Origin of the sequence: Pseudomonas sp. 2957 (assembly GCF_031456345.1) — a bacterium.
GTDB classification, from domain to species: Bacteria; Pseudomonadota; Gammaproteobacteria; order Pseudomonadales; family Pseudomonadaceae; genus Aquipseudomonas; species Aquipseudomonas siliginis.
On sequence record NZ_JAVDUL010000003.1, the window covers coordinates 843,262 to 863,082 of the forward strand.

15 protein-coding genes and 1 riboswitch are annotated in these 19,821 nt (G+C 61.3%); of the genes, 4 read left to right on the top strand and 11 right to left on the bottom strand.

Translation table 11 applies throughout. The features are described from left to right. Window positions 1–44: 44 nt before the first annotated feature. The 3 genes from zapE to J2Y39_RS14265 all read right to left on the bottom strand — a co-directional run bounded on the left by zapE (window position 45) and on the right by J2Y39_RS14265 (window position 3,239). Window positions 45–1,139, bottom strand: a complete 1,095-nt coding sequence (gene zapE / locus J2Y39_RS14255; protein WP_016773254.1) for a cell division protein ZapE — start codon at window positions 1,137–1,139, stop codon at window positions 45–47. A gap of 90 nt (window positions 1,140–1,229) precedes the next feature. Next, window positions 1,230–2,585: a tryptophan--tRNA ligase gene (locus J2Y39_RS14260; protein ID WP_310218304.1), complete on the bottom strand. Its 1,356-nt coding sequence runs from the start codon at window positions 2,583–2,585 to the stop codon at window positions 1,230–1,232. Window positions 2,586–2,609: 24 nt separating this feature from the next. Continuing rightward, a complete protein-coding gene (locus tag J2Y39_RS14265) occupies window positions 2,610–3,239 on the bottom strand; it encodes an alpha/beta hydrolase (protein ID WP_160768466.1) in 630 nt (209 codons plus the stop codon). Window positions 3,240–3,383: 144 nt separating this feature from the next. On the opposite strand from J2Y39_RS14265, the gene J2Y39_RS14270 reads away from it, so the two are divergent. Continuing rightward, window positions 3,384–3,818: a YhcB family protein gene (locus J2Y39_RS14270; protein WP_042609742.1), complete on the top strand. Its 435-nt coding sequence runs from the start codon at window positions 3,384–3,386 to the stop codon at window positions 3,816–3,818. Between the two features lie 226 nt (window positions 3,819–4,044). Here the strand turns inward: J2Y39_RS14270 and J2Y39_RS14275 are convergent, their stop codons facing one another. The 7 genes from J2Y39_RS14275 to J2Y39_RS14305 form a co-directional block, all read right to left on the bottom strand. Continuing rightward, window positions 4,045–4,779 (bottom strand): OmpA family protein, encoded by a 735-nt coding sequence (locus tag J2Y39_RS14275; protein WP_041479972.1) that lies wholly within the window; start codon window positions 4,777–4,779, stop codon window positions 4,045–4,047. A gap of 120 nt (window positions 4,780–4,899) precedes the next feature. Next, entirely contained in the window at window positions 4,900–5,544 is a 645-nt protein-coding gene (locus J2Y39_RS14280; RefSeq protein WP_024014263.1) for an MBL fold metallo-hydrolase, read from the bottom strand. 60 nt (window positions 5,545–5,604) lie between these two features. Then, window positions 5,605–8,340, bottom strand: a complete 2,736-nt coding sequence (locus tag J2Y39_RS14285; protein WP_310218309.1) for a LuxR C-terminal-related transcriptional regulator — start codon at window positions 8,338–8,340, stop codon at window positions 5,605–5,607. Between the two features lie 175 nt (window positions 8,341–8,515). Further along, window positions 8,516–9,880, bottom strand: a complete 1,365-nt coding sequence (locus J2Y39_RS14290) for a DUF1329 domain-containing protein (protein ID WP_024014265.1) — start codon at window positions 9,878–9,880, stop codon at window positions 8,516–8,518. A gap of 27 nt (window positions 9,881–9,907) precedes the next feature. Continuing rightward, window positions 9,908–11,797, bottom strand: coding sequence for a DUF1302 domain-containing protein (locus J2Y39_RS14295; RefSeq protein ID WP_056790239.1), 1,890 nt, complete (start codon window positions 11,795–11,797; stop codon window positions 9,908–9,910). 337 nt (window positions 11,798–12,134) lie between these two features. Then, window positions 12,135–13,817 carry a fatty acid--CoA ligase gene (locus J2Y39_RS14300; RefSeq protein WP_310218312.1) on the bottom strand — a complete coding sequence of 561 codons (1,683 nt, stop codon included), beginning with the start codon at window positions 13,815–13,817 and terminating at the stop codon, window positions 12,135–12,137. A gap of 265 nt (window positions 13,818–14,082) precedes the next feature. Continuing rightward, window positions 14,083–14,712, bottom strand: coding sequence for a LysE family translocator (locus J2Y39_RS14305; protein ID WP_056790244.1), 630 nt, complete (start codon window positions 14,710–14,712; stop codon window positions 14,083–14,085). 240 nt (window positions 14,713–14,952) lie between these two features. On the opposite strand from J2Y39_RS14305, the gene J2Y39_RS14310 reads away from it, so the two are divergent. The 3 genes from J2Y39_RS14310 (at window position 14,953) to J2Y39_RS14320 (ending at window position 17,786) form a co-directional block, all read left to right on the top strand. Beyond that, window positions 14,953–15,918: a 2-hydroxyacid dehydrogenase gene (locus tag J2Y39_RS14310; RefSeq protein WP_310218315.1), complete on the top strand. Its 966-nt coding sequence runs from the start codon at window positions 14,953–14,955 to the stop codon at window positions 15,916–15,918. 32 nt (window positions 15,919–15,950) lie between these two features. After that, window positions 15,951–16,949: a class I SAM-dependent methyltransferase gene (locus J2Y39_RS14315; protein WP_016773244.1), complete on the top strand. Its 999-nt coding sequence runs from the start codon at window positions 15,951–15,953 to the stop codon at window positions 16,947–16,949. A gap of 40 nt (window positions 16,950–16,989) precedes the next feature. After that, a riboswitch (yybP-ykoY riboswitch) is annotated at window positions 16,990–17,112 on the top strand. A gap of 89 nt (window positions 17,113–17,201) precedes the next feature. Beyond that, entirely contained in the window at window positions 17,202–17,786 is a 585-nt protein-coding gene (locus J2Y39_RS14320) for a TMEM165/GDT1 family protein (protein ID WP_041479980.1), read from the top strand. A gap of 157 nt (window positions 17,787–17,943) precedes the next feature. On the opposite strand, the gene J2Y39_RS14325 is transcribed toward J2Y39_RS14320, so the two are convergent. Next, complete coding sequence (locus tag J2Y39_RS14325) at window positions 17,944–18,762, bottom strand: M48 family metallopeptidase (RefSeq protein ID WP_016773242.1); 819 nt, start codon at window positions 18,760–18,762, stop codon at window positions 17,944–17,946. Window positions 18,763–19,821 lie beyond the last annotated feature (1,059 nt).

A 19,821-nucleotide genomic window follows, 5' to 3' on the forward strand; every position in this document is an offset into this window, starting at 1 on the left:
AAAGGCCTGCAATCGCAGGCCCTTTTTTGTCGCCGAGACTCCGCTTAAGGCTTGTGCGCCCGCGACAGAAACTCGTGGGATTGCATCTCCAGCAGTCGGCTCAGCGTGCGCTGAAACTCGAAGGTCAGGCGTCCGCCGGTGTACAGATCCTTCAACTCGACTTCAGCAGAAATGATCAGCTTGACGTTGCGATCGTAGAACTCGTCGACCATGTTGATGAAGCGCCGGGCGATGTCGTCGGTGGTGACGCTCATCTGCTCGACGCCGCTGAGCAGCACGGCGTGGAAGATCTTGCCCAGTTCGATGTAGTCGTTCTGGCTGCGCGGGCCGTCGCACAGTTCGCGGAAGTCGAACCAGGCCACGTCGTCGCAGGTGCGCAGAGCGCGGATTTCGCGGTTCTCGATGATCAGCACATCGTTTTCCACCGCTGCCGTGCACTCCGGCGTCAGTGCCTTGAAGCTCTTGCGCAGGCTTTCGTGCGCGGCTTCGTCGAGCGGATAGTGGAACAGCTCGGCTTGCTCGAGGTGACGCAGACGATAGTCAACACCGCTGTCGACGTTGACGATCTCGGTGTTCTGCTTGATCAACGCGATGGCCGGGAGGAAGCGCGCGCGCTGCAGGCCATCCTTGTACAGGCCGTCCGGCACGATGTTCGACGTCGCGACCAGGGTCACGCCGTTCTTGAACAACTCTTCCATCAGCGTGCCGAGGATCATCGCGTCGGTGATGTCGGAGACGAAGAATTCATCGAAGCAGATCACCCGCGACTCGGCCGCGAAGCGCTTGGCGATGATGGTCAGCGGGTTTTTCTCGCCGCCCAGGGTCTTCATTTCTTCGTGCACACGCTTCATGAAGCGGTGGAAGTGCGTGCGGGTCTTTTCCTTGAACGGCAACGCTTCGAAGAAGGTGTCGACCAGGTAAGTCTTGCCGCGACCGACGCCGCCCCAGAAATACAGGCCCTTGACCGGTGCCTGATCCTTTTTGCCAAACAGCTTGCCGAGCAAACCCGGCTTGTTCTGGTCAGCGGCGATCAAGTCGTCGTACAGACGCTGCAAGTGACGCACAGCAGTTTCCTGCGCGGCGTCATGGAAGAAGTCCGGGCGTTTCAGATCAGCTTGATATCGTTCTAGGGGCGTCATAATTCGTTAGCAAGGCAACAAAAACGGGCCGTCACTGTAGCGACGGCCTGTGGGAATGGCAATCGGCCCTTGGTCGGGTCGTGCCGCCTATCAGTCTTGAGCTGGAGTCAGCGCGACGCGCAACGCCTCGATGGCGGCGTCTCGCGCGGCAGCGTCGGCGAAGGCCGGGCTGTCGCCCACGCACTCACCGGCCAGCCAGACGCTGAAGCTCAGGTCATCAGTACGCACATCCAGCGACTCGCCGGACTGCAACTGTTTGGTCACCTGGCCGGCAGTCTTGCCGTCGGCGAAGTTGCGCGACAACAGCAATTGCTCGCCATCGGCCGCCAGCAGACGGAAACGGAAGCTGCCGTCGTCCTCGCGGAAGCTGACGAAACGTGCGGCTTTCGCGGCTTTCTTCTTGGTGGTCGCGGCGACCTGAACCTGATTGACGAAAGAACGCAGGCCAACGGCTTCACGCAATTCATTGAGGAACGGCGTGGCCACGGCGCGGGCCTTCTTCGCACCAATCTGCAGAATGTCTTCCAGATCCGCAGGACGCTCGATCAACTGGTGATACTTCTCGCGCGCCTCGCCCAGCTCATTGTCGAGCAACTGGAACAGGCGATTCTTCGCCTCACCCCAGCCCAAACCACCGAGCAGTTCGCTGCGGAACTCGTCAGCCTGCGCCGGAGTGGCGAAGGCCTGGAACAGAGTGAACAGGTGCGAGTTGTCCGGATCTTTCGCTTCGCCCGGGGCCTTGGAGTCGGTGACGATCCGCGAGATCGCGTCCTTCATTTCTTTCGCGCTGCTGAACAGCGGAATGGTGTTGTCGTAGCTCTTCGACATCTTGCGACCGTCGAGGCCTGGCAAGGTCGCCACGCTTTCTTCGATCAGCGCTTCGGGCATGGTGAAGAACTCTTTGCCCTGGCCGAACAGATGGTTGAAACGCTGACCGATATCGCGGGCCATTTCCACGTGCTGAATCTGATCGCGTCCGACCGGCACCTTGTGCGCGTTGAACATCAGGATGTCCGCTGCCATCAGCACCGGGTAGCTGTAGAGGCCCATGGTGATGCCGGCATCCGGGTCTTCACCGGTTTCGAGGTTCTTGTCCACCGACGCCTTGTAAGCGTGCGCACGGTTGAGCAGGCCCTTGGCGGCGACGCAAGTCAGCAGCCAGGTCAGCTCGGGGATTTCCGGGATGTCGGACTGGCGGTAGAACGTCACGCGGTCGACATCGAGGCCACCGGCCAGCCAGGTCGCGGCGATTTCCAGACGCGAGCGCTGGATGCGCAGCGGGTCATCGCATTTGATCAGGGCGTGGTAGTCGGCCAGGAAATAGAACGAATCGGCCTGGCTGTCGCGGCTGGCGAGGATTGCCGGGCGAATGGCCCCAGCGTAGTTGCCCAAGTGCGGCGTGCCGGTGGTGGTGATGCCGGTGAGAATGCGGGTACGGTTGGTCATGGGTAATCGCTTGTCAGACTGCAATCAATTCGAGAGACGCGGCAGCAGCAGATCCTTGAGATCGGTCAGCTTGCCGTGAAAAAAGTGTCCGCATTCTGCCACTTTCAGCAGCTCATGGGGGCGCTGGAGTTGTTCCGACCACTGGTAGACCAGTTGCGGATCGATGACTTCATCGGTTTCCGGCTGGATCACGGTCAACCCGCCGTGCTGCGGCAGTTGATCCTGTTCACCCAGACGCATCACCGCCGGGGCAACCATGAACAGGTGCTCAAGCTGCACGCCCTGGGCTTCGAGACGGCCGCCGAGACTTGCTGCAACAAATCCGCCGAAGGAGAAACCGAACAGGGTCAGCGGCAGATCCGGGTGTTTTTCCCGCAGCCATGTGGCGGCGGCCTGGGCGTCGTCGACTTCACCGGTGCCCATGTCGTGCGTGCCCTGGCTGGCGCCGACGCCGCGATAGTTGAAACGCAAGGTGATCAGGCCTGCATCGCGCGCGGTGCGCTGCAGGGTCGAGACGACCTTGTTGAGCATGGTGCCGCCCTGCACCGGGTTCGGATGGCAGATCAGCGCGATGCCGCGCGGCTGCTCGTTATCCAGATACAAAGCCTCAATTTGGCCGACAGGGCCGTCAATCACTACAGGGGTTTCACGCATCAGCAAGGGAGGAACTCCGTGACCTCGAATCGGGTCGACTCGTCTAGCAAATTGTCTGTGCCAATCTATTGCGAGTGAATCGCGGTATACAGCGCAGGTTCGAGCCGTTAACGTAAAGCAAAGCCGTTTATAGAGGAAGGACTCGTGGAACACTCGCTCTTAGTTTGGTTGTTACCGACTCTTGCCCTGGTTGTGGGTGTCGCCATTGGATTCCTGATCGCGCGCGTTGCGCCGAACGCCGCACCGAGCCGCACGCAGCGTCAACTGGATGATATCCAGGAGCGTTTCGACAGTTATCAGAACGAAGTGGTCACCCACTTCAACAGCACCGCGATGCTGGTCAAGAAACTGACCCAGAGCTATCAGGAAGTGCAGGACCACCTCGCCGAGGGCGCCAATCGTCTGGCCCTGGACGAGCAGACCCGCCAGCGCCTGATCGCCGCCCTGCACGCCGACGCAGCGCAGGCACCACGCGAACGCCTGACGCCACCGCGCGATCAGGAACCACCGCGTGACTATGCACCGAAGAATCCAAACTCGCCGGGCATGCTCGATGAGCATTATGGTCTGAAGAAGTAAGCAGTCTTCGCTGCGAACAAAAAGCCCCCGGACAGTGATGTGTCTGGGGGCTTTTTTGTATCTGCAATCTTCGCTGCGCTCGTCGGCCTCTTCGCGAGCAGGCTCGCTCCCACAGGGGGAATGCATTTCAAATGCGGGAGCGAGCCTGCTCGCGAAAGGGGCGGCACCGATGAAACAAAAAAATACCCGATCACAGGATCGGGCATTTCTTCATTCAGGCAATCGCTTATGGATACTGCTGCACCGTGCCCGGCTGTTGCTGCTGACCACCATACTGCTGGCCCGGAATCGCCTTCAGGTTGACTTCAACGCGGCGGTTCTGCGCGCGGCCGTTGACGTCGCCGTTGCTGGCAATCGGGTTATCCGGGCCGGCGCCACGGGCCGACAGGTTGGCACCGCTGACACCTTGCGAGGTCAGGTAGGTCGCCACGCTCTGCGCACGACGTTGTGACAGGTCCATGTTGTGCTGGCGGCTGCCGGTGCTGTCGGTGTAACCGACGATTTCGATCTGGTTCTGGTTGAACTCCTTCAGCGAGTTGGCCAGGTTGTTCAACGGCTGGTAGAAACTCGGGGCAATGTTCGCCGAATCGGTGGCGAAGGTGATGTTGCCCGGCATGATCAGCTTGATCTGATCGCCCTGCCGCTGCACTTCAACGCCAGTGTTGGCCATGCTCGCGCGCAGTTTCTTTTCCTGCTGGTCGGCGTAGTAGCCGTAGCCTGCTGCGGAGGCACCGACGACAGCAGCGCCGATCAAGGCGCCCTTGCCACGGTTGTCGTGACCGATGGCGGCACCGGCGAGTGCGCCGGCCAGTGCACCAAGGCCACCGTATTTGGCGGTTTTGCTCATGCCTTGCGAGCCACCGTCGGCCTGACCCTGATTGTCATACGGATTAGGCGAGGCGCAGCCGGACAGCACGGCCACGGCAGTAGCGACAATAATCAAACGACGCGTGGTGAACATGGAGAGCTCCTGGTTTTCTGCATTCTGTGGTGCAGCGGCCACTGATCAATCAATGGACCTGCGCGGGCGTTGGATCATGACAATGCCTAAAAATTCCGCCCGCTGCCCGTGACAAAAAATTCAGGCACGCACAAACGGGTTCTCGCGCATCTCATCACCCAGACGCGTGTCCGGGCCGTGCCCGGTGACAACCGTTGCGTCCTCGTCCAGCGTATACAGCCGCTGCTTGATCGAACGCACGATGGTCGCCTGATCGCCACCCCACAAATCCGTACGCCCTACCCCGCGACGAAACAGCGTGTCGCCGGCTATCAACAGCTTAGCCTCGGAAAACCAAAAGCTCATGGACCCGGGTGTATGTCCCGGCGTGTGCAGTGCCACACCGCAACCGCAGGCTAGTTCTTCGTCATCGCTCAACCAGCGATCCGGCGACGGCACCGGGGTGTAAGGCACGCCAAACATCTGGCATTGCATTTCAAGGTTGTCCCAGAGGAACTGGTCTTCCTTGTGCAGATGCAGGGTCGCACCGGTTTTCTCCTTCATCTGCCCTGAAGCGAGAAAGTGATCGAGATGCGCGTGGGTGTGGATGATGCTGACGACTTTGAGGCCATGGGCATCGAGGCGCGCCATGATCAGGTCAGGGTTGCCGCCCGGGTCGACGACGATGGCCTTTTTCGTGATCGGGTCGCCGATGATGGTGCAGTTGCACTGCAATGGGCCGACGGGGAAGGTTTCGCGGATAAGTGCAGGGCTGGGCGTGGTCATGGAAAAATCCTGGACAGGGTCAACGCCGTTGGCAACGGCCGATGGCGAATTTTACCGTCGCTAGAGCAATAACCCCAACGCCTTCGCCCGCGCCACTGCCTGCGTACGCCGCTCGACCCCCAGCTTGCTGTTGATATGGCTGGCGTGGGTTTTCACCGTGTGCAGGGAAATGAACAACTGCTCGCTGATTTCCTGATTGGAACAGCCTTGAGCGATCAGGCGCAGCACCGCCAGTTCGCGGCTACTGAGTTGTTCGGTAGTTGAGTTTTCTACGCTCGGGCGCGGCGCGGCTGTTGGAAAATGCGTAAGCAATTGCTGGCTGACGGCGTTGCAGGAAAGCGCCTGCAATTGCCCGCGCATCCAGTCGGCATGAATTTTCAGCAGCGCATCGAAGGGCTGGAAGACGCCGCCGGCAGCGGCTTCCAGAGCTTGGCTCAACGTTTTGCGTGCTTCCGGTTCGCGCCCACTCGACAGCAACAGAGCCACCTTCTGCGTCAACGCCATCACACTGAGCAACTGCCGCCCGGTCCGCTGGCCGTTTTCATGCAACACGTTCAACCGCCCTTCGGCGAGCATCGGTTGCCCCTGAATCACATCGAGCAGCGCCTGTTGCAGCTCCACATGCAGTGGCAGTTGCGGATGGAATTCCGGTGGTGCCGCAGCGTGTTCGCCGGTGTAGGTCTGGCCCAATCGTGCAAGCCACGCCTCGGCAAGATCAATGCGGCCCTGGGCCAGCCACAGCTCGCATTTGACCAGGGTGATCATCGCCAGGTAGTAGATCGGCGGCACGTCCCAGATGTGCATCAGGCGTTCGGCCTCGGCGAGTTCGGCGAAGGCCTTGGCGAACTCGCCGCTGGCGCCGTCGAGGCGGGCAATCACGCAGTGGCCGATCAGCACGCTGATGTCGCGACAGGCCCGCGCTTCGCCGATGCCGGCGAGTAGGCGTACGCGTGCAGCCTGCGGCTGCAAACGCATCGCCAGCAGGAAACCTTCGTACAACGTCAGCCGCGCGCGTACGGCGTACAGGCGTTGCGGCGACAGACCGCGCAGCCGCTCCAGGCCCTGATGCACTTCATCGAGCGCACGCAGAATCTCGCCCCTCGATTGCAAGACTCGAGCTCTGTCGTAGTGAGCCAACGCTTCGAATAATGGATTGCCGACCCGTTGCGCCAGCTCGAGGGATTCACGGTTCAGGCCACGGGCGCGCCACAGATCGCCGTCGGCGATCGCCAGATTGGACAAGGTCGACAGGCACATCAGCCGCTGACCATAACGCTTGGCCGGCAGGCTTTCCAGCGCCTCGCTGCAATAGCGCAGGGTCAGTTCGCGATGGCCGCGTCCGCGAGCGATGATCCCGCTCAGCGCCAGCCATTGCGCCAGCATGGATTTCTGCGCAGTGGCCGAAGGCGCCGGCAGGAAACGGCTCAAATGGCTGGCCAGCTCTTCAGCGGCGTCGAGCTGACAGGCCAGCCCCAGCGCCCAGCTGTAGAGCACGATCAGCCGTGGCGTGCTGATCAGCAGGCTGTCGGGCAAGTCCATTTTCCAGCGCAGCAGCATGCCGACGTTCTGCTCGGCGAGCAGTTGTTCTTCGGACAGGTTCTGTACCAGATTCGCCGCGACATCGAGATGCCCGGCACGCAAGGCCTGCTCCACCGCTTCGTCGAGCAGGCCTTGCGCATTGAACCAGCGGCAGGCGCGCAAATGCAGGGTGGCGTTGGGCACCATCGCCTGGGCGATCGGCCGGCTGCGCAACAAGTCAGAAAACAAATGGTGATAGCGATACCAGTGACCGTGCTCGTCCAGCGGCACCAGAAACACTTGGTGAGCGAGCAGAAAGCGCAGGATCTCCGCGCTGTCATGGGCTTCGCGGACGGCGTCGCACAGCTCGCTGCAAAAGCGTTCCTGCGGAGCGGTTTCGTAGAGGAAGGATTGCACTTCGGCGGGCAGGCAATCGATGACTTCTTCGAGCAGATAGTCGCGAATCAGCCCTTCGCCGCCGTTCAGCGCTTGCGGCAGCGCGGCATCGTTGCCCGCCTCAGCCACCGCCAGCAGCCAGAAGCGCAGGCCGGCGACCCAGCCTTCGCTGCGCTGGATCAGGCTTTCCAGTGCTTCGCCGCGCAGTGAGCTGCTGTGGCGGTCGAGCAAGGTCAGGGCTTCGTCGTGGGTCAGGCGCAAGTCCTGTTCGTGCAGCTCGAGCAACTGCCGCGACAGGCGCAGACGCGCTAGATGCCAGTCCGGGCGCTGACGGCTGGTGACCATCACCAGCAAGCCATCGGGCAGATGATTGAGGAAGAATTGCAGGCAACGATCCAGCACCGGCCCTTGGGCGAGGTGGTAGTCGTCGAGGACCAGCAGCAACGGCGCGGCAGGATCGAGATGCAGCGCCAGCTCATCGAGCAGACCGTCGAGCCATTCTTCAAAAGCGAATGGCTGATGACGCTGACGCATTTTCAGCAGACCAAGAGCGCCAGCGCCCAAGGCCGGAAAGTAGTCCTGCAGACCTTCGAGCAAGCGCTCGAGAAAACGTCCGGGATCATTGTCACGCGGACTCAAGCCCAGCCAGAGACTTTGCCAATGCGCCGGCAGGCTCTGACAGAACTCCACTGCCAGCGAGCTTTTGCCGAACCCGGCCGGGGCGCTGACCAGCAGCAACCGACCTCCGAGCCCGGCCTGCAGACGCTGGCAAAGGCGCGGCCGCAAGACATAGCCATCAGGCAGCGGCGGGCGAAAAAAACGCCCGTCCAGTGCTGCGACGGTGATGCTTGCGGGACCCGGAAGTGGGGACAGATCAGTCATGGCCGGCTCTTGTTCGAAGGCGATTGGCGGCGTTGCAGATGTCCGCAGCCTAGCCTTAAACGAAGAGGTAATGAAGGTCGCTGCTACAAATGGCTACAAAAAGGCTACAGACACAAAAACGCCCCGAACCGGTCGGGGCGTTTTCACGAGGATGCGGCCTCGGGTTTACGCAGGTTTAGCGAACACCATCCTGACGCAGAGCGGCCGGGGTGAAGTCGCTGGTGGTGGCGGTGAAGCCGAAGTCATACGCCTGCTTCTCTTCGTTCTTCATGCCCAGTGCCAGATAACGGCCGGACTGCAGGTCGTAGAGGGTTTCGAGGGCGTACCACGGCACTTGCTTGTCGTAGTAGTTCTCGGCATGTGCCTCGGCTACACGCCACAGTTGGCCACGACCGTCATAGTGGTCGATGACCGCTGCCTGCCAGGTGTCCTCGTCGATGTAGAAGTCACGTTTGGCGTAGATGTGGCGCTGGCCTTCCTTCAGGGTCGCGACCACGTGCCAGACGCGGCGCAGCTCGTAGCGTGCCAGGTCCTGGTTGATGTGACCGGCCTTGATGATGTCCGAGTACTTCAGTTTCGGATCGTCGAGTTTGTAGCTGTCGGAGGCGATGTACATCTCTTTCTTGCCTTCGAGCTTCCAGTCGTAACGATCCGGCGCACCGTTGTACATGTCGAGGTTGTCCGAGGTACGCAGGCCGTCGGCGGCAGTACCCGGGCCGTCATACGACACTTGCGGTGCACGGCGCACACGACGCTGCCCGGCGTTGTAGACCCACGCCGAACGCGGCTCCTTGACCTGATCGAGAGTCTCGTGCACCAGCAGTACGCCACCGGCCAGACGCGCCGGCGCGGTCACTTTCTGCTTGAAGTAGAACAGGATGTTGCCCGGGTTCGCCGGATCGTAATCCTTCATCTTGTCGCGGAACACGAACTGATCCTGGAAGTACACCAGGCTGTACGAGCCGTTCGGTTGCGGCGTGGCCTGGGTCACCAGACGGGTCACGCTGCCGCCGCGATAACGGGTGATGTGGTTCCAGATCACTTCCACACCGGTTTTCGGGATCGGGAACGGCACGGCGGTATCGAAGTTTTCCAGACCGTTGCCGCCGGACACCAGGTTGGTGCTGGTGGCGTTCTTCTTGATCGCGGCGAACACGTCATCCGGCACGGTGGCGCCGCGATGGGACGGATAGACCGGCATCTTGAAGGTTTCCGGGTAGCGCTTGAACATCGCGTACTGGCCCGGGGCAAGCTTGTCTTTGTACTTGTCGACATCCTTGGCGGTGATGGTGAACAGCGGCTGCTCACTGGCGTAAGGGTTGGACAGGAAGCCCTTGCTGTCGACGCTGCCGGCATTTTTCGGCAGCGGTTTCCAGGCCGGGATCGAACCGTCGGCATTACCGGCCATTTCCGCGCCCATCGGCGTCAGGCTCTTGCCCAGTTTATCCGCTTCGGCAGCAGGCACCGCCGCCATGACACTGGTCGCCAGCAGCGACAGGCCCAGAACACCGGCGTGGAACAGACTCTTTGTTATTTTCATAAATTCGTTCGTCCTGAAATGCAGTGCTTAGAAGTTCACGCCGAAGCTGAGCGCCACGAAGTCGCGGTCATCCACGGTGGTGTACTTGCCGTCGAAGAAATTGGTGTAGGCCAGGCTCGCGGTGTAGGTGTTCTGGTACTCGGCGTCGACGCCCAGGCTGACCGCTTTGCGACCTTCCTCGAAGTTGCCGCCAGGGCCTGGCGAGTAACCGCTCACGTCGTGGGACCAGGCCACGTTCGGCTTCAGGTTCACACCGGCAAACACGTCGTTGTATTCCCAGATCGCCCGACCACGGTAGCCCCACGACATCGACGTGGTGAAGCCGTCGTTTTCGCAATTGCGGCTGCGGTTGTTCTGCGGCGAACCCGGGCCTGCGCCGTTGATGGTGCTGTTGTTGAGGATGTTGGCGCAGGTATCGACTGTGCCAGTAGCCGGCAACTCACCCGGACCGTAGACCGGATCGCGGCCATAACGCTTGTCGGAACGGCTTTCCAGGCCACCTACGTAGGTCGCGCCGACTTCACCGACGAGGGTCAGACGGCTGGCGCCCATGACCTGATCGAAGAAGTGCGTGAACGTTGTCTGGATCTGGGTGATTTCCTTGCGCTCGTAACCATGCAGATCCTGACCCGGCACGCCAGTGAGCAGCGAAGCGTTGGTCAGCGCGCCGCCCAGTGGACGCACGCCGGCAAACAGGATGTCGGTGGAGTTCAGTTGTACCGGCGCGTTCGGACGGTAGCTGATCTCACCGCTCCACGCCGTACCGGTAGGCAGGGTGGTGGAGAAACTCAGGCCGTAGAGACGAATGTCTTCCGGGTATTCGATGAAGTAATTCGAATTGCCCGCGACCAGCAGCGGTGCGAGTGCGGCGAACGGCCCCGGCAGCGCGGCGGCAGTGTTGTAGACCGACTGCGGTGCGCCGGTTGCACTGAAGATCGGCGCACGGCTGTGGTAGTTCATGAAGTAGGCGCCGAACTCGGTGTCGAGTGGCTCGAACATGTATTTGAGGGACGCGCCCCACTGCCCGCTGTCGCGCGCGTCACGGTCCGGCCCACGGCGCACCAGCACGCCTTCTTGGTCGACGTTCACACCGTTGGCGGCCAACGGCCCCAAAGCGATCGCCGGAATCTGCGAACGCTTGTTCAGTACGCGCAGATTGCTGTCGCAACCGTCAGCAACGATGTCCGGCTGGGAGAAGAAGGTGCCGCAGTTGTCGACGACGGTCTGGTCCCATTCCAGTTGGTAGAACGCTTCGGCCGAGAGGTTATCGGTGAGGCTCTGCGACACGTAGAACATGTTGACCGGAATCAGGCCTTCCTTGATCTCGGCGCCCGGACGACGGAACGCGGAGACGTCGATCGGGTTGATCGAGTTGATGCCGCCGCCGATGAAGGTACTTTCACCCCAGCTCACTACCTGCTTGCCCAGACGCACGGAGCCCGGCTGATCGGCAATCGCGTAGTTGTGGTAGACGAAGGCGTCGAGGATCTGCCCGCCGGAGGACTTGGCGCCCTCTTTGCGGTTGCTGTCGCTGATGTCCTTGAATTCGCGGCTCTCGTCCTTCAGTTCGAAGTCGTACCAGTATTTGCCACGGACGAACACGCCGGTGTCGCCGTATTTCAATTCAAGGTCATGGATGCCCTTGAAGATCTTCGAAAAGGTTTCGCCGCTCTTGAAGTTGGCGTGCCCGTCATCGGAAGTCTGCGACAGGCCACGGCCGCCGTTGTTGACGCCGATAAGGTTCTTGTTCGGGCTCTGAGTAGACCAACTGGCACCGATCGACAGGGACGAGTCGAACTGGCCTTCGATTTCACCGACGTTGAAACTGACGCCGAATGCAGGCCCGGCGAGCGAGGAGGCAAGACTGACCGCCAGAGGCAGTTTCGCCCGGCGCCAGAACTGGTTTACTGAGGTCATCGACGCTACTCCATGTGCATTATTGTTATGGCAGTGAGTACTTTTAAAAACGCTGTGGAGGACCGGGCGCCAAGGCTGCCCGAAATCGCTCCAGAGTTGCTCGCCCCGATCAGTGCGTGTGCTCCGTTTCTAAAAAGTCCTTGAGCGGACTATATCCAGCGGGTGGTAGTGCTTGATCCCTCTAAAGTGTGATTTGCAGCCGCCAACCACTCTGGAACAGTCCTTTCGCCAGTCCGACACACGTCGGCAGGGCAAGGATGGCTGATTTTTTCGATTTCACAAGCCAAGCGCTTGCTTGGTGGGTCTGGCGCGCCGGTTTCGGCGCGCCAGCAGGCACTCAAAGTGTGGAAAGGAAGGTGCTGTTGTTGGCTTGCCACTCGGTGATGTCGAGGCGAATGCGCTTCTTGTCGAGCTTGCCGACGCTGGTCTTGGGAATTTCGGTAACAAGGGCGATCTGACTGGGGATCGCCCACTTGCTCAAGTGTCCCAGCTCGACGAACGGCTTGAGGTGTTCCTTCAGTTCCCGTGCACCGATCACCTGCCCTTCGCGGACCACCAGCAAGGCAAACGGGCGCTCGCCCCACTGCGGATCGGCGATGCCCACCACTGCTACTTCGCGTACCGCCGCATGCCGGCTGATGAGGTCTTCGAGGTCGAGGGAGGAGATCCACTCGCCGCCGGTCTTGATCACGTCCTTGATGCGATCACGAATATCGATCACGCCCATGCTGTCGAGCGTGGCGACGTCACCGGTGTGCAACCAGCCACCGGCCCAGAGCTCGGCGCCCTTCTGCGGTTCATTGAAATAGCCTTCGGTCAGCCACGGCGCGCGCAGCACCAGTTCGCCCTGGGTTTCGCCGTCGGCCGGAAGGAAGTTGCCGTCGCTGTCGACAATCGCCGCTTCGACCAACGGCCCCGGTACACCGGCCTTGATCCGGTAAGTGGTGCGCTCGTCTTCGCTGCCGGCCATCAGTTCGTCGTTGAGGTGCGCGCAAGACACCAGCGGCCCGGTTTCCGACATGCCGTATGCGGCCGTCAGCTGAATGCCACGGGCCTTGGCGTTTTCATAAAGACTGCGATTGAGTGCGCTGCCGCCGATGACGATCTTCCAGCCGCCGAAGTCGGCACCCTGCGCGGCTTTGGCGTTGAGCAGCATCTGCAGGATGGTCGGCACGCAATGGGAAAAGGTGACCTTCTCCTTGCGCCACAACTCCACCAGATACTCCGGATCGTAGCGCCCCGGATAAACCTGCTTGAGCCCGAGCATGGTCGCCACGTACGGCAAACCCCAGGCGTGGACGTGGAACATCGGCGTGATCGGCATGTACACATCGCTGGTGCCGAGCAGCCGTACGCTGTCGATCGAACCCATGATCGTCGCCACGCCGATGGTGTGCAGCACCAGTTGCCGATGGGTGAAATACACGCCTTTCGGATTGCCCGTGGTGCCGGTGGTGTAGAACGTGGTGGCGACCGAGTTTTCGTCGAAGTCCTGGAAATCGTATTGCGCACTCGCAGCGGCCAGCAGTTGCTCGTATTCGCCGACGAGGTTGGGCAGCTCTGCGGTTTTCTCCGGGAGATCGGTCAGCAGCAGGGTTTTCTCCACCGTGGTCAGCTGCGGCGCGATGGCCTGATACAGCCCGACGAACTCGCTGTTGACCAGCACGAAGCGGTCCTCGGCGTGGTTCATGGTGTAGAGGATCTGCTCCGGCGACAGGCGCACGTTGATGGTGTGGATCACCGCGCCGATCATCGGAATGGCGAACATGCATTCCAGGTAACGGTGGCTGTCCCAGTCCATCACCGCCACGGTGTCACCGGCCTTGACGCCGGCAGCCGTCAGCACGTTGGCCAGCCGCGCAACCCGCTCGATCAGGGTCGGATAGCTGTAGCGCAACTGGTCGCGGTAGATGATTTCGCGGGTTTTCTCGTAACGGGCGCCGGACATCAGCAGCCGTTTGATCAGCAATGGATACTGGTAGGCCCCATCGGCCGGCGGAATGACCCGAGTCTGCAACATAAGAATCCCTTTTCTGACTGCACGGTGTTGGCGGAGAGATTCGTACTCTAGCGCGCCAGCATGACAGTCAAATCAGCCAAAGGAATGATTTGCAGAGCTGTACAAATGCTAGCTTTGCGCCAGCATTTCGGGCCGAAGTTGAAGAAAACACGACCGGTGGGAGCGAGCCTGCTCGCGAAGGCGTCGGGTCAGTCGACATTTTTGGTGACTGGACTGGCGCTTCGCGAGCAGGCTCGCTCCCACAGGGATTGATGTGTTCCAGTTCTCAATGCATCTCGGTGAACGCGATTTTCACGCCGAGAGCGATCAGCACCGCGCCCATGGTGCGGTCGAACCAGTGGCCCATGCGCGCGAAGCCGGCGCGCACGCGGTGTTGGCTGAACAGCATCGCCACCAGGCAGAACCAGATCGCCGTCGCCACCGCCAGGTAAACGCCGTAACCGGCCTGCACGGCCAGCGGCGTGTGCGGATTGATCACCACGGTGAACAGCGAGAGGAAAAACAGCGTGGCTTTCGGGTTCAGGCCGTTGGTGACGAAGCCCGAGGTAAACGCGCCCCGCGCGGTGCGTACGCCGGTTTCCCGGTGCAAGTCATCGGTGACGGTTTTCGCCGGTTGCGCGCGCAAGGCCTTGAAGCCGATGTAAAGCAGATACGCGGCGGCGGCCCACTTCAGCGCGTTGAACAGCACGATCGATTGCGACACGATCAGTCCGATGCCGAGCAACGAATAGCCGACATGCAGGAAAATCGCCGAGCCCACGCCCAGCGCGGTCCAGGTACCGGCGCGGCGACCATGGGTCACGCTCTCGCGCACGACCACGGCAAAATCCGGGCCGGGGCTGGCCACGGCAAGCAAGTGGATCAGGGCAACGGTCAAGAACTCGGTCCAGTACATGGGGGCTCCTCAGGATTCGAATGTTCACACTGGGCTCATTGCCGAATGCTTTCCCTGTGGGAGCGAGCCTGCTCGCGAAAGCGCTGGGTAAGCCAACAGAGATGTTGACTGGGCCAGAGCTTTCGCGAGCAGGCTCGCTCCCACAAGAGTTCAAGGCATCTCGGTGTCGAGTAACCAATTGTTTCATCTGGTAGGCTCGGCAGAGTACGCCCTCCGCTCACAGCACAAAAGGTACAGTTGATGACGAACACGCGCCGCGCGGTATTCCTTGATCACCCTTCGCTGGATCTCGGCGATCTGGACCTCGGTCCGTTGCGCGAATGCTTCAGCGACTTGCAGCTGTTCGCCCAGACACTGCCGGAACAGGTCAGCGAACGCCTGCAAGGCGCCGGAGTGGCGATCACCAACAAGGTCGTGATCGACGCTGCTGCCATGGCTGCCAACCCGCAACTGAAACTGATCCTGATCAGCGCCACCGGCACCAACAATGTCGACCTCACTGCCGCCCGCACCCACGGCATCACCGTGTGCAATTGCCAGGCTTACGGCACGCCGTCGGTGGCGCAACACACGATCATGCTGTTGCTCAACCTCGCCACGCGCCTGGCCGACTATCAGAAAGCTGTGAGCGCAGGCCGCTGGCAACAGGCGAAACAGTTCTGCCTGCTCGACTACCCGATCGTCGAACTGCAAGGCAAAACCCTCGGCCTGCTCGGCCATGGCGAGCTCGGTGGCGCCGTGGCGCGATTGGCCGAAGCGTTCGGCATGCGTGTGTTGCTCGGGCAGATTCCGGGGCGCCCTGCTCGACCGGATCGCTTGCCGCTGGAAGAACTGCTGCCGCAGATCGACGCCCTGACCCTGCACTGCCCGCTCAACGAGCACACCCGGCATTTCATCGGTGCCCGCCAACTGGCCGCGATGAAGCCTGGCGCATTTGTGGTCAATACCGCACGCGGCGGCCTGATCGATGAGCAGGCGCTGGCCGACGCTTTGCGCAGCGGTCACCTCGGCGGTGCGGCGACCGATGTGTTGAGTGTCGAGCCACCGACCCAGGGCAATCCGCTGCTCGCCGCCGATATCCCGCGCCTGATCGTCACCCCGCACAACGCCTGGGGCAGCCGCGAGGCACGCCAGCGTATCGTCGGCCAACTGAGCGAAAACGCCCAGGCGTTCTTCAGCGGTGAGGCGCTGCGGGTCGTCAGTTGATAAACTGCGGCACTTTTTTTCAAGGAGCAGTTATGGATCCGCGCAGTGAAGTACTGCTTCGTCAGGCCGAGTTATTCCAGGGTTCGCTGCTGTTGGCCGGCCTGCCCGCCGACGATCTGCTCGGGCGTCTGCCCAATGCGTTCGGCTGGTGCTGGCACGCTGGCGATCAAGCCGCACTGGACGCGCGTTTCGAGGGCCGCAGCCAGTTCGGCGTAAACGTGCCCGAGCGTGAGTTCGATAGCGCGGTGGTGTTCCTGCCCAAATCCAAGGACCTCACCGATTACATTCTTAACGCCGTGGCGTCGCGTCTGGCCGGGCGTGAAGTGTTTCTGGTCGGGGAAAAACGCAGCGGCATCGAAGGCGCGTCCAAACAGCTCAATCCGTTCGGCAAGCCGCGCAAACTCGACAGCGCCCGCCACTGCCAGCTCTGGCAAGTCACCGTGGCCAATGCGCCTGAAGCGAAACCGCTGGAAAGCCTGGCGCAGACTTACGAACTGCCGCTGGCCGAAGGGCCGTTGAAAGTCATCAGTTTGCCGGGCGTGTTCAGCCACGGTCGACTGGATCGCGGCAGCGCCCTGCTGCTGGAGCATCTGGACAAACTGCCGAGCGGCCATCTGCTCGATTTCGGTTGCGGCGCCGGCGTGCTCGGGGCTGCGGTGAAACGTCGCTATCCGCACAATCAGGTGACGTTGCTGGATGTCGACGCGTTCGCCGCCGCCAGCAGCCGTCTGACCCTGGCCGCCAACGGCCTGGAGGCGGAAGTGCTGACCGGCGACGGCATCGATGCCGCGCCAATGGGTTTGAGCGCGATTCTGAGCAATCCGCCGTTCCATGTCGGCGTGCACACCGATTATTTCGCTACGGAGAACCTGCTGCGAAAAGCGGCCAAACATCTGAAAAACGGTGGCGAACTGCGCCTTGTGGCGAACAGCTTTCTCAAGTATCAGCCGTTGATCGAGGAGCACCTGGGCGTGTGTGCGATCAAGGCTGAAGGCAATGGTTTCCGGATCTACCGGGCCAAGCGCGGCTGAAAATTTGTTCTTGCCCAATCGGATTTGCCTAGGCAGAATCCGCTCCGTCCTAGGGGAGTAGTCTCCCACGAGCGCCATGCTCGTCCGGCATACGTCAACATACTTGATCCTCAGATCATGGCGTATGCGACCCAAGCGTCCGCACCAGACGGATCGCAGGGTTTGACAAGACCTATGACACGCACACCTTACCCGGGGCGGGAAGGCTGTACGTGTCATAGCCGTGTCGACCCGCCCCTTAGGAAATCCCTGATGCTGGACTCGCTACTCGTTCCCACCGCTATCGTTGCCTTGGCCGAAATCGGCGACAAGACGCAACTGCTCGCGCTGATTCTCGCCGCTCGCTTCCGCAAACCCTGGCCGATCATCGCCGGGATTGTCGCCGCGACTTTGGCCAACCACGCAGCAGCCGGTGCGGTAGGTGCCTGGGTCGGCAGTTTCTTCTCCGACGCCGTTCTGCACTGGATCCTCGCCGCCAGCTTCGCCGCCACGGCACTGTGGACGCTGGTCCCGGACAAAATGGATGACGACGAAGCCAGCACGGCGCGCAAGTTCGGGCCGTTCCTGACCACGCTGATCGCATTCTTCCTGGCGGAAATCGGCGACAAGACCCAGATCGCCACGGTGATGCTCGCCGCGCAATATCCGGAACTTTGGCTGGTGATTATCGGCACCACCGTGGGCATGCTGATTGCCAACGTGCCGGTGGTACTGGCGGGTAACTTTGCCGCAGAGAAACTGCCGCTGACCCTGATCCGCCGCCTCGCGGCTTCGGCGTTCATGATTCTGGCGATTGTTGCGGTTTATAAAGCGATGCAGAGCAGTGGCTGGGTTTAACCCCGTCTACTGAACTACCCAAAACCTGTGGTGAGGGGATTTGAAGGATCGTTCCCACGCTCTGCGTGGGAATGCCTCAAGGGACGCTCCGCGTTCCAATGGGACGCAGAGCGTCCCGGGCTGCATTCCCACGCAGAGCGTGGGAACGATCATTGGCTCAGGACTTCGGGGCTTTTTCGTACAACGGCATCACCTTCGGAATCGCTGCCTGCAACGCAGCAATGCGGCTGCTCGATGCCGGGTGAGTGCTCATGAATTCCGGTGGCGCGCCTTCGGAAGCCTTGCTCATCTTGTCCCACAGGGTGATCGCCGCGTTCGGGTTGTAACCGGCGCGGGCGGCCAGTTCCAGGCCGATCAGGTCGGCTTCGTTTTCGTTGGCGCGACTGTTGGGCAAGGTCATGCCGTAGTTGGCCACGGTGTCGGCCAGCGCCAGGCTGTCCTGACCCAGACCGAACAAAGCGCCGGCGCCCTGCTTGGCCATTTCCATGCCATAGGCTTTGGACATCGCCTCACGGCCGTGCTCGCGCAGGGCGTGGGCGATTTCATGGCCCATGACCGCAGCGATTTCATCGTCGGTGAGTTTCAGGCTGTCGATCAGCCCGGTGTAGAAAATGATCTTGCCGCCGGGACCGCAGTTGGCGTTGAGCTCATCGCTCTTGATCAGATTGACTTCCCATTGCCACTGCGCCGCGTCCGGGCGGAAGGTTGGCGCCTGGGCGATCAAACGGTTGGCGATGGTCTGCACGCGTTTGGCTTCCGGGCTGGTCTTGTCCAGCACACCTTTGCTCGACGCCTCGCCGACAGTTTTCTGATACGACTGCGCGTACATCTGGTCGACCTCTTGCGAGGACAGCATGCTGAACATGTACTGCTTGCGCTCCACGCCCACGGCGCCGCCGCTGGTGGTGTTGACCGACTGACAACCGGCCAGCAACAGCGCTGCGCTCAAAGCACTTACCACTAATGTCTTGTTCATTCAAAAGCTCCCTGAAAACCTGAGGCGTATCCTAGGCGGCTAATTGTATTGGCGCCAGATACAACGGACGCATTGCGCGTACATCCACCTAAGGCCGCAAGACTGGCTGGAAATTCCTCGACGCGCATTGAATCCGCCGTGCACCGATCCATCAGCGACATCGCGCGGCGATTCCGACCAACGTCTCTCATGGCCCCGCACACCCCGCCGATAAATCCCTCGCAGATTGTCCTCTTGCGTGCGGAGCTCCCATGAAGTTCAAGTCGATCCAGTTTTCCGTCGCCGCTCTGGCCGGCGCCATCGTCCTCAGCGTGGTCGCGGCGCTGGTGCTGTACGCGCTGTTCTCCGGCGCTCGCACTCAAGAAATGGTGCAACAGCGCACCCAGGCGCAGTTCGAGCAAGTCATCGAACAGCGCCTGACCTCGCTGGCGCAGACCCAGGTCAGCCAGATCCAGCGCGAACTCGAAGCGCCGCTGCTGATTGCCGGCGGTCTGGTACGGGTCAACGCCCTGCTCGGCACAACCGCCGCCGATGGCCAGCCGCGCCTGAGCGTCAGCCGCGAGCAACTGATCAGCCTGATCAAGGAAAACGTCGAAAAGAACCCGAAGGTTCTCGGCACCTACATCGGTTGGGAAAAAAACGCACTGGACCACAATGACGCGGCCTACATCGGCAGCGCCGTGGTCGGCATCGATCCGGCCAGCGGGCGCTTCCTGCCGTGGTGGTTCCGCAATACCGACGGCAGTCTGGGCGTGGACAAACTGGCCGATGTCGACGATCAGAAAACCTTGTCCACCGGGGTGCGCGCCAGCGAGTACTACCTGTGCTCGAAAGAGACGAAGAAAGCCTGCGTGATCGACCCGGCACCGTACAAGGTCGGCGACAAGATCGTCATGCTCGCCTCGTTCATTGAACCGATCATGGTCAACGGCGCGTTCCAGGGCATCGTCGGCGCCGACCTCTCGGTGAACTTCATTCAGGACATGCTCCTCGCCGCCAACCATAAGCTTTACAGCGGCGCCGGTGAAATGGCGCTGGTCGGCGGCAACGGGCGGATCG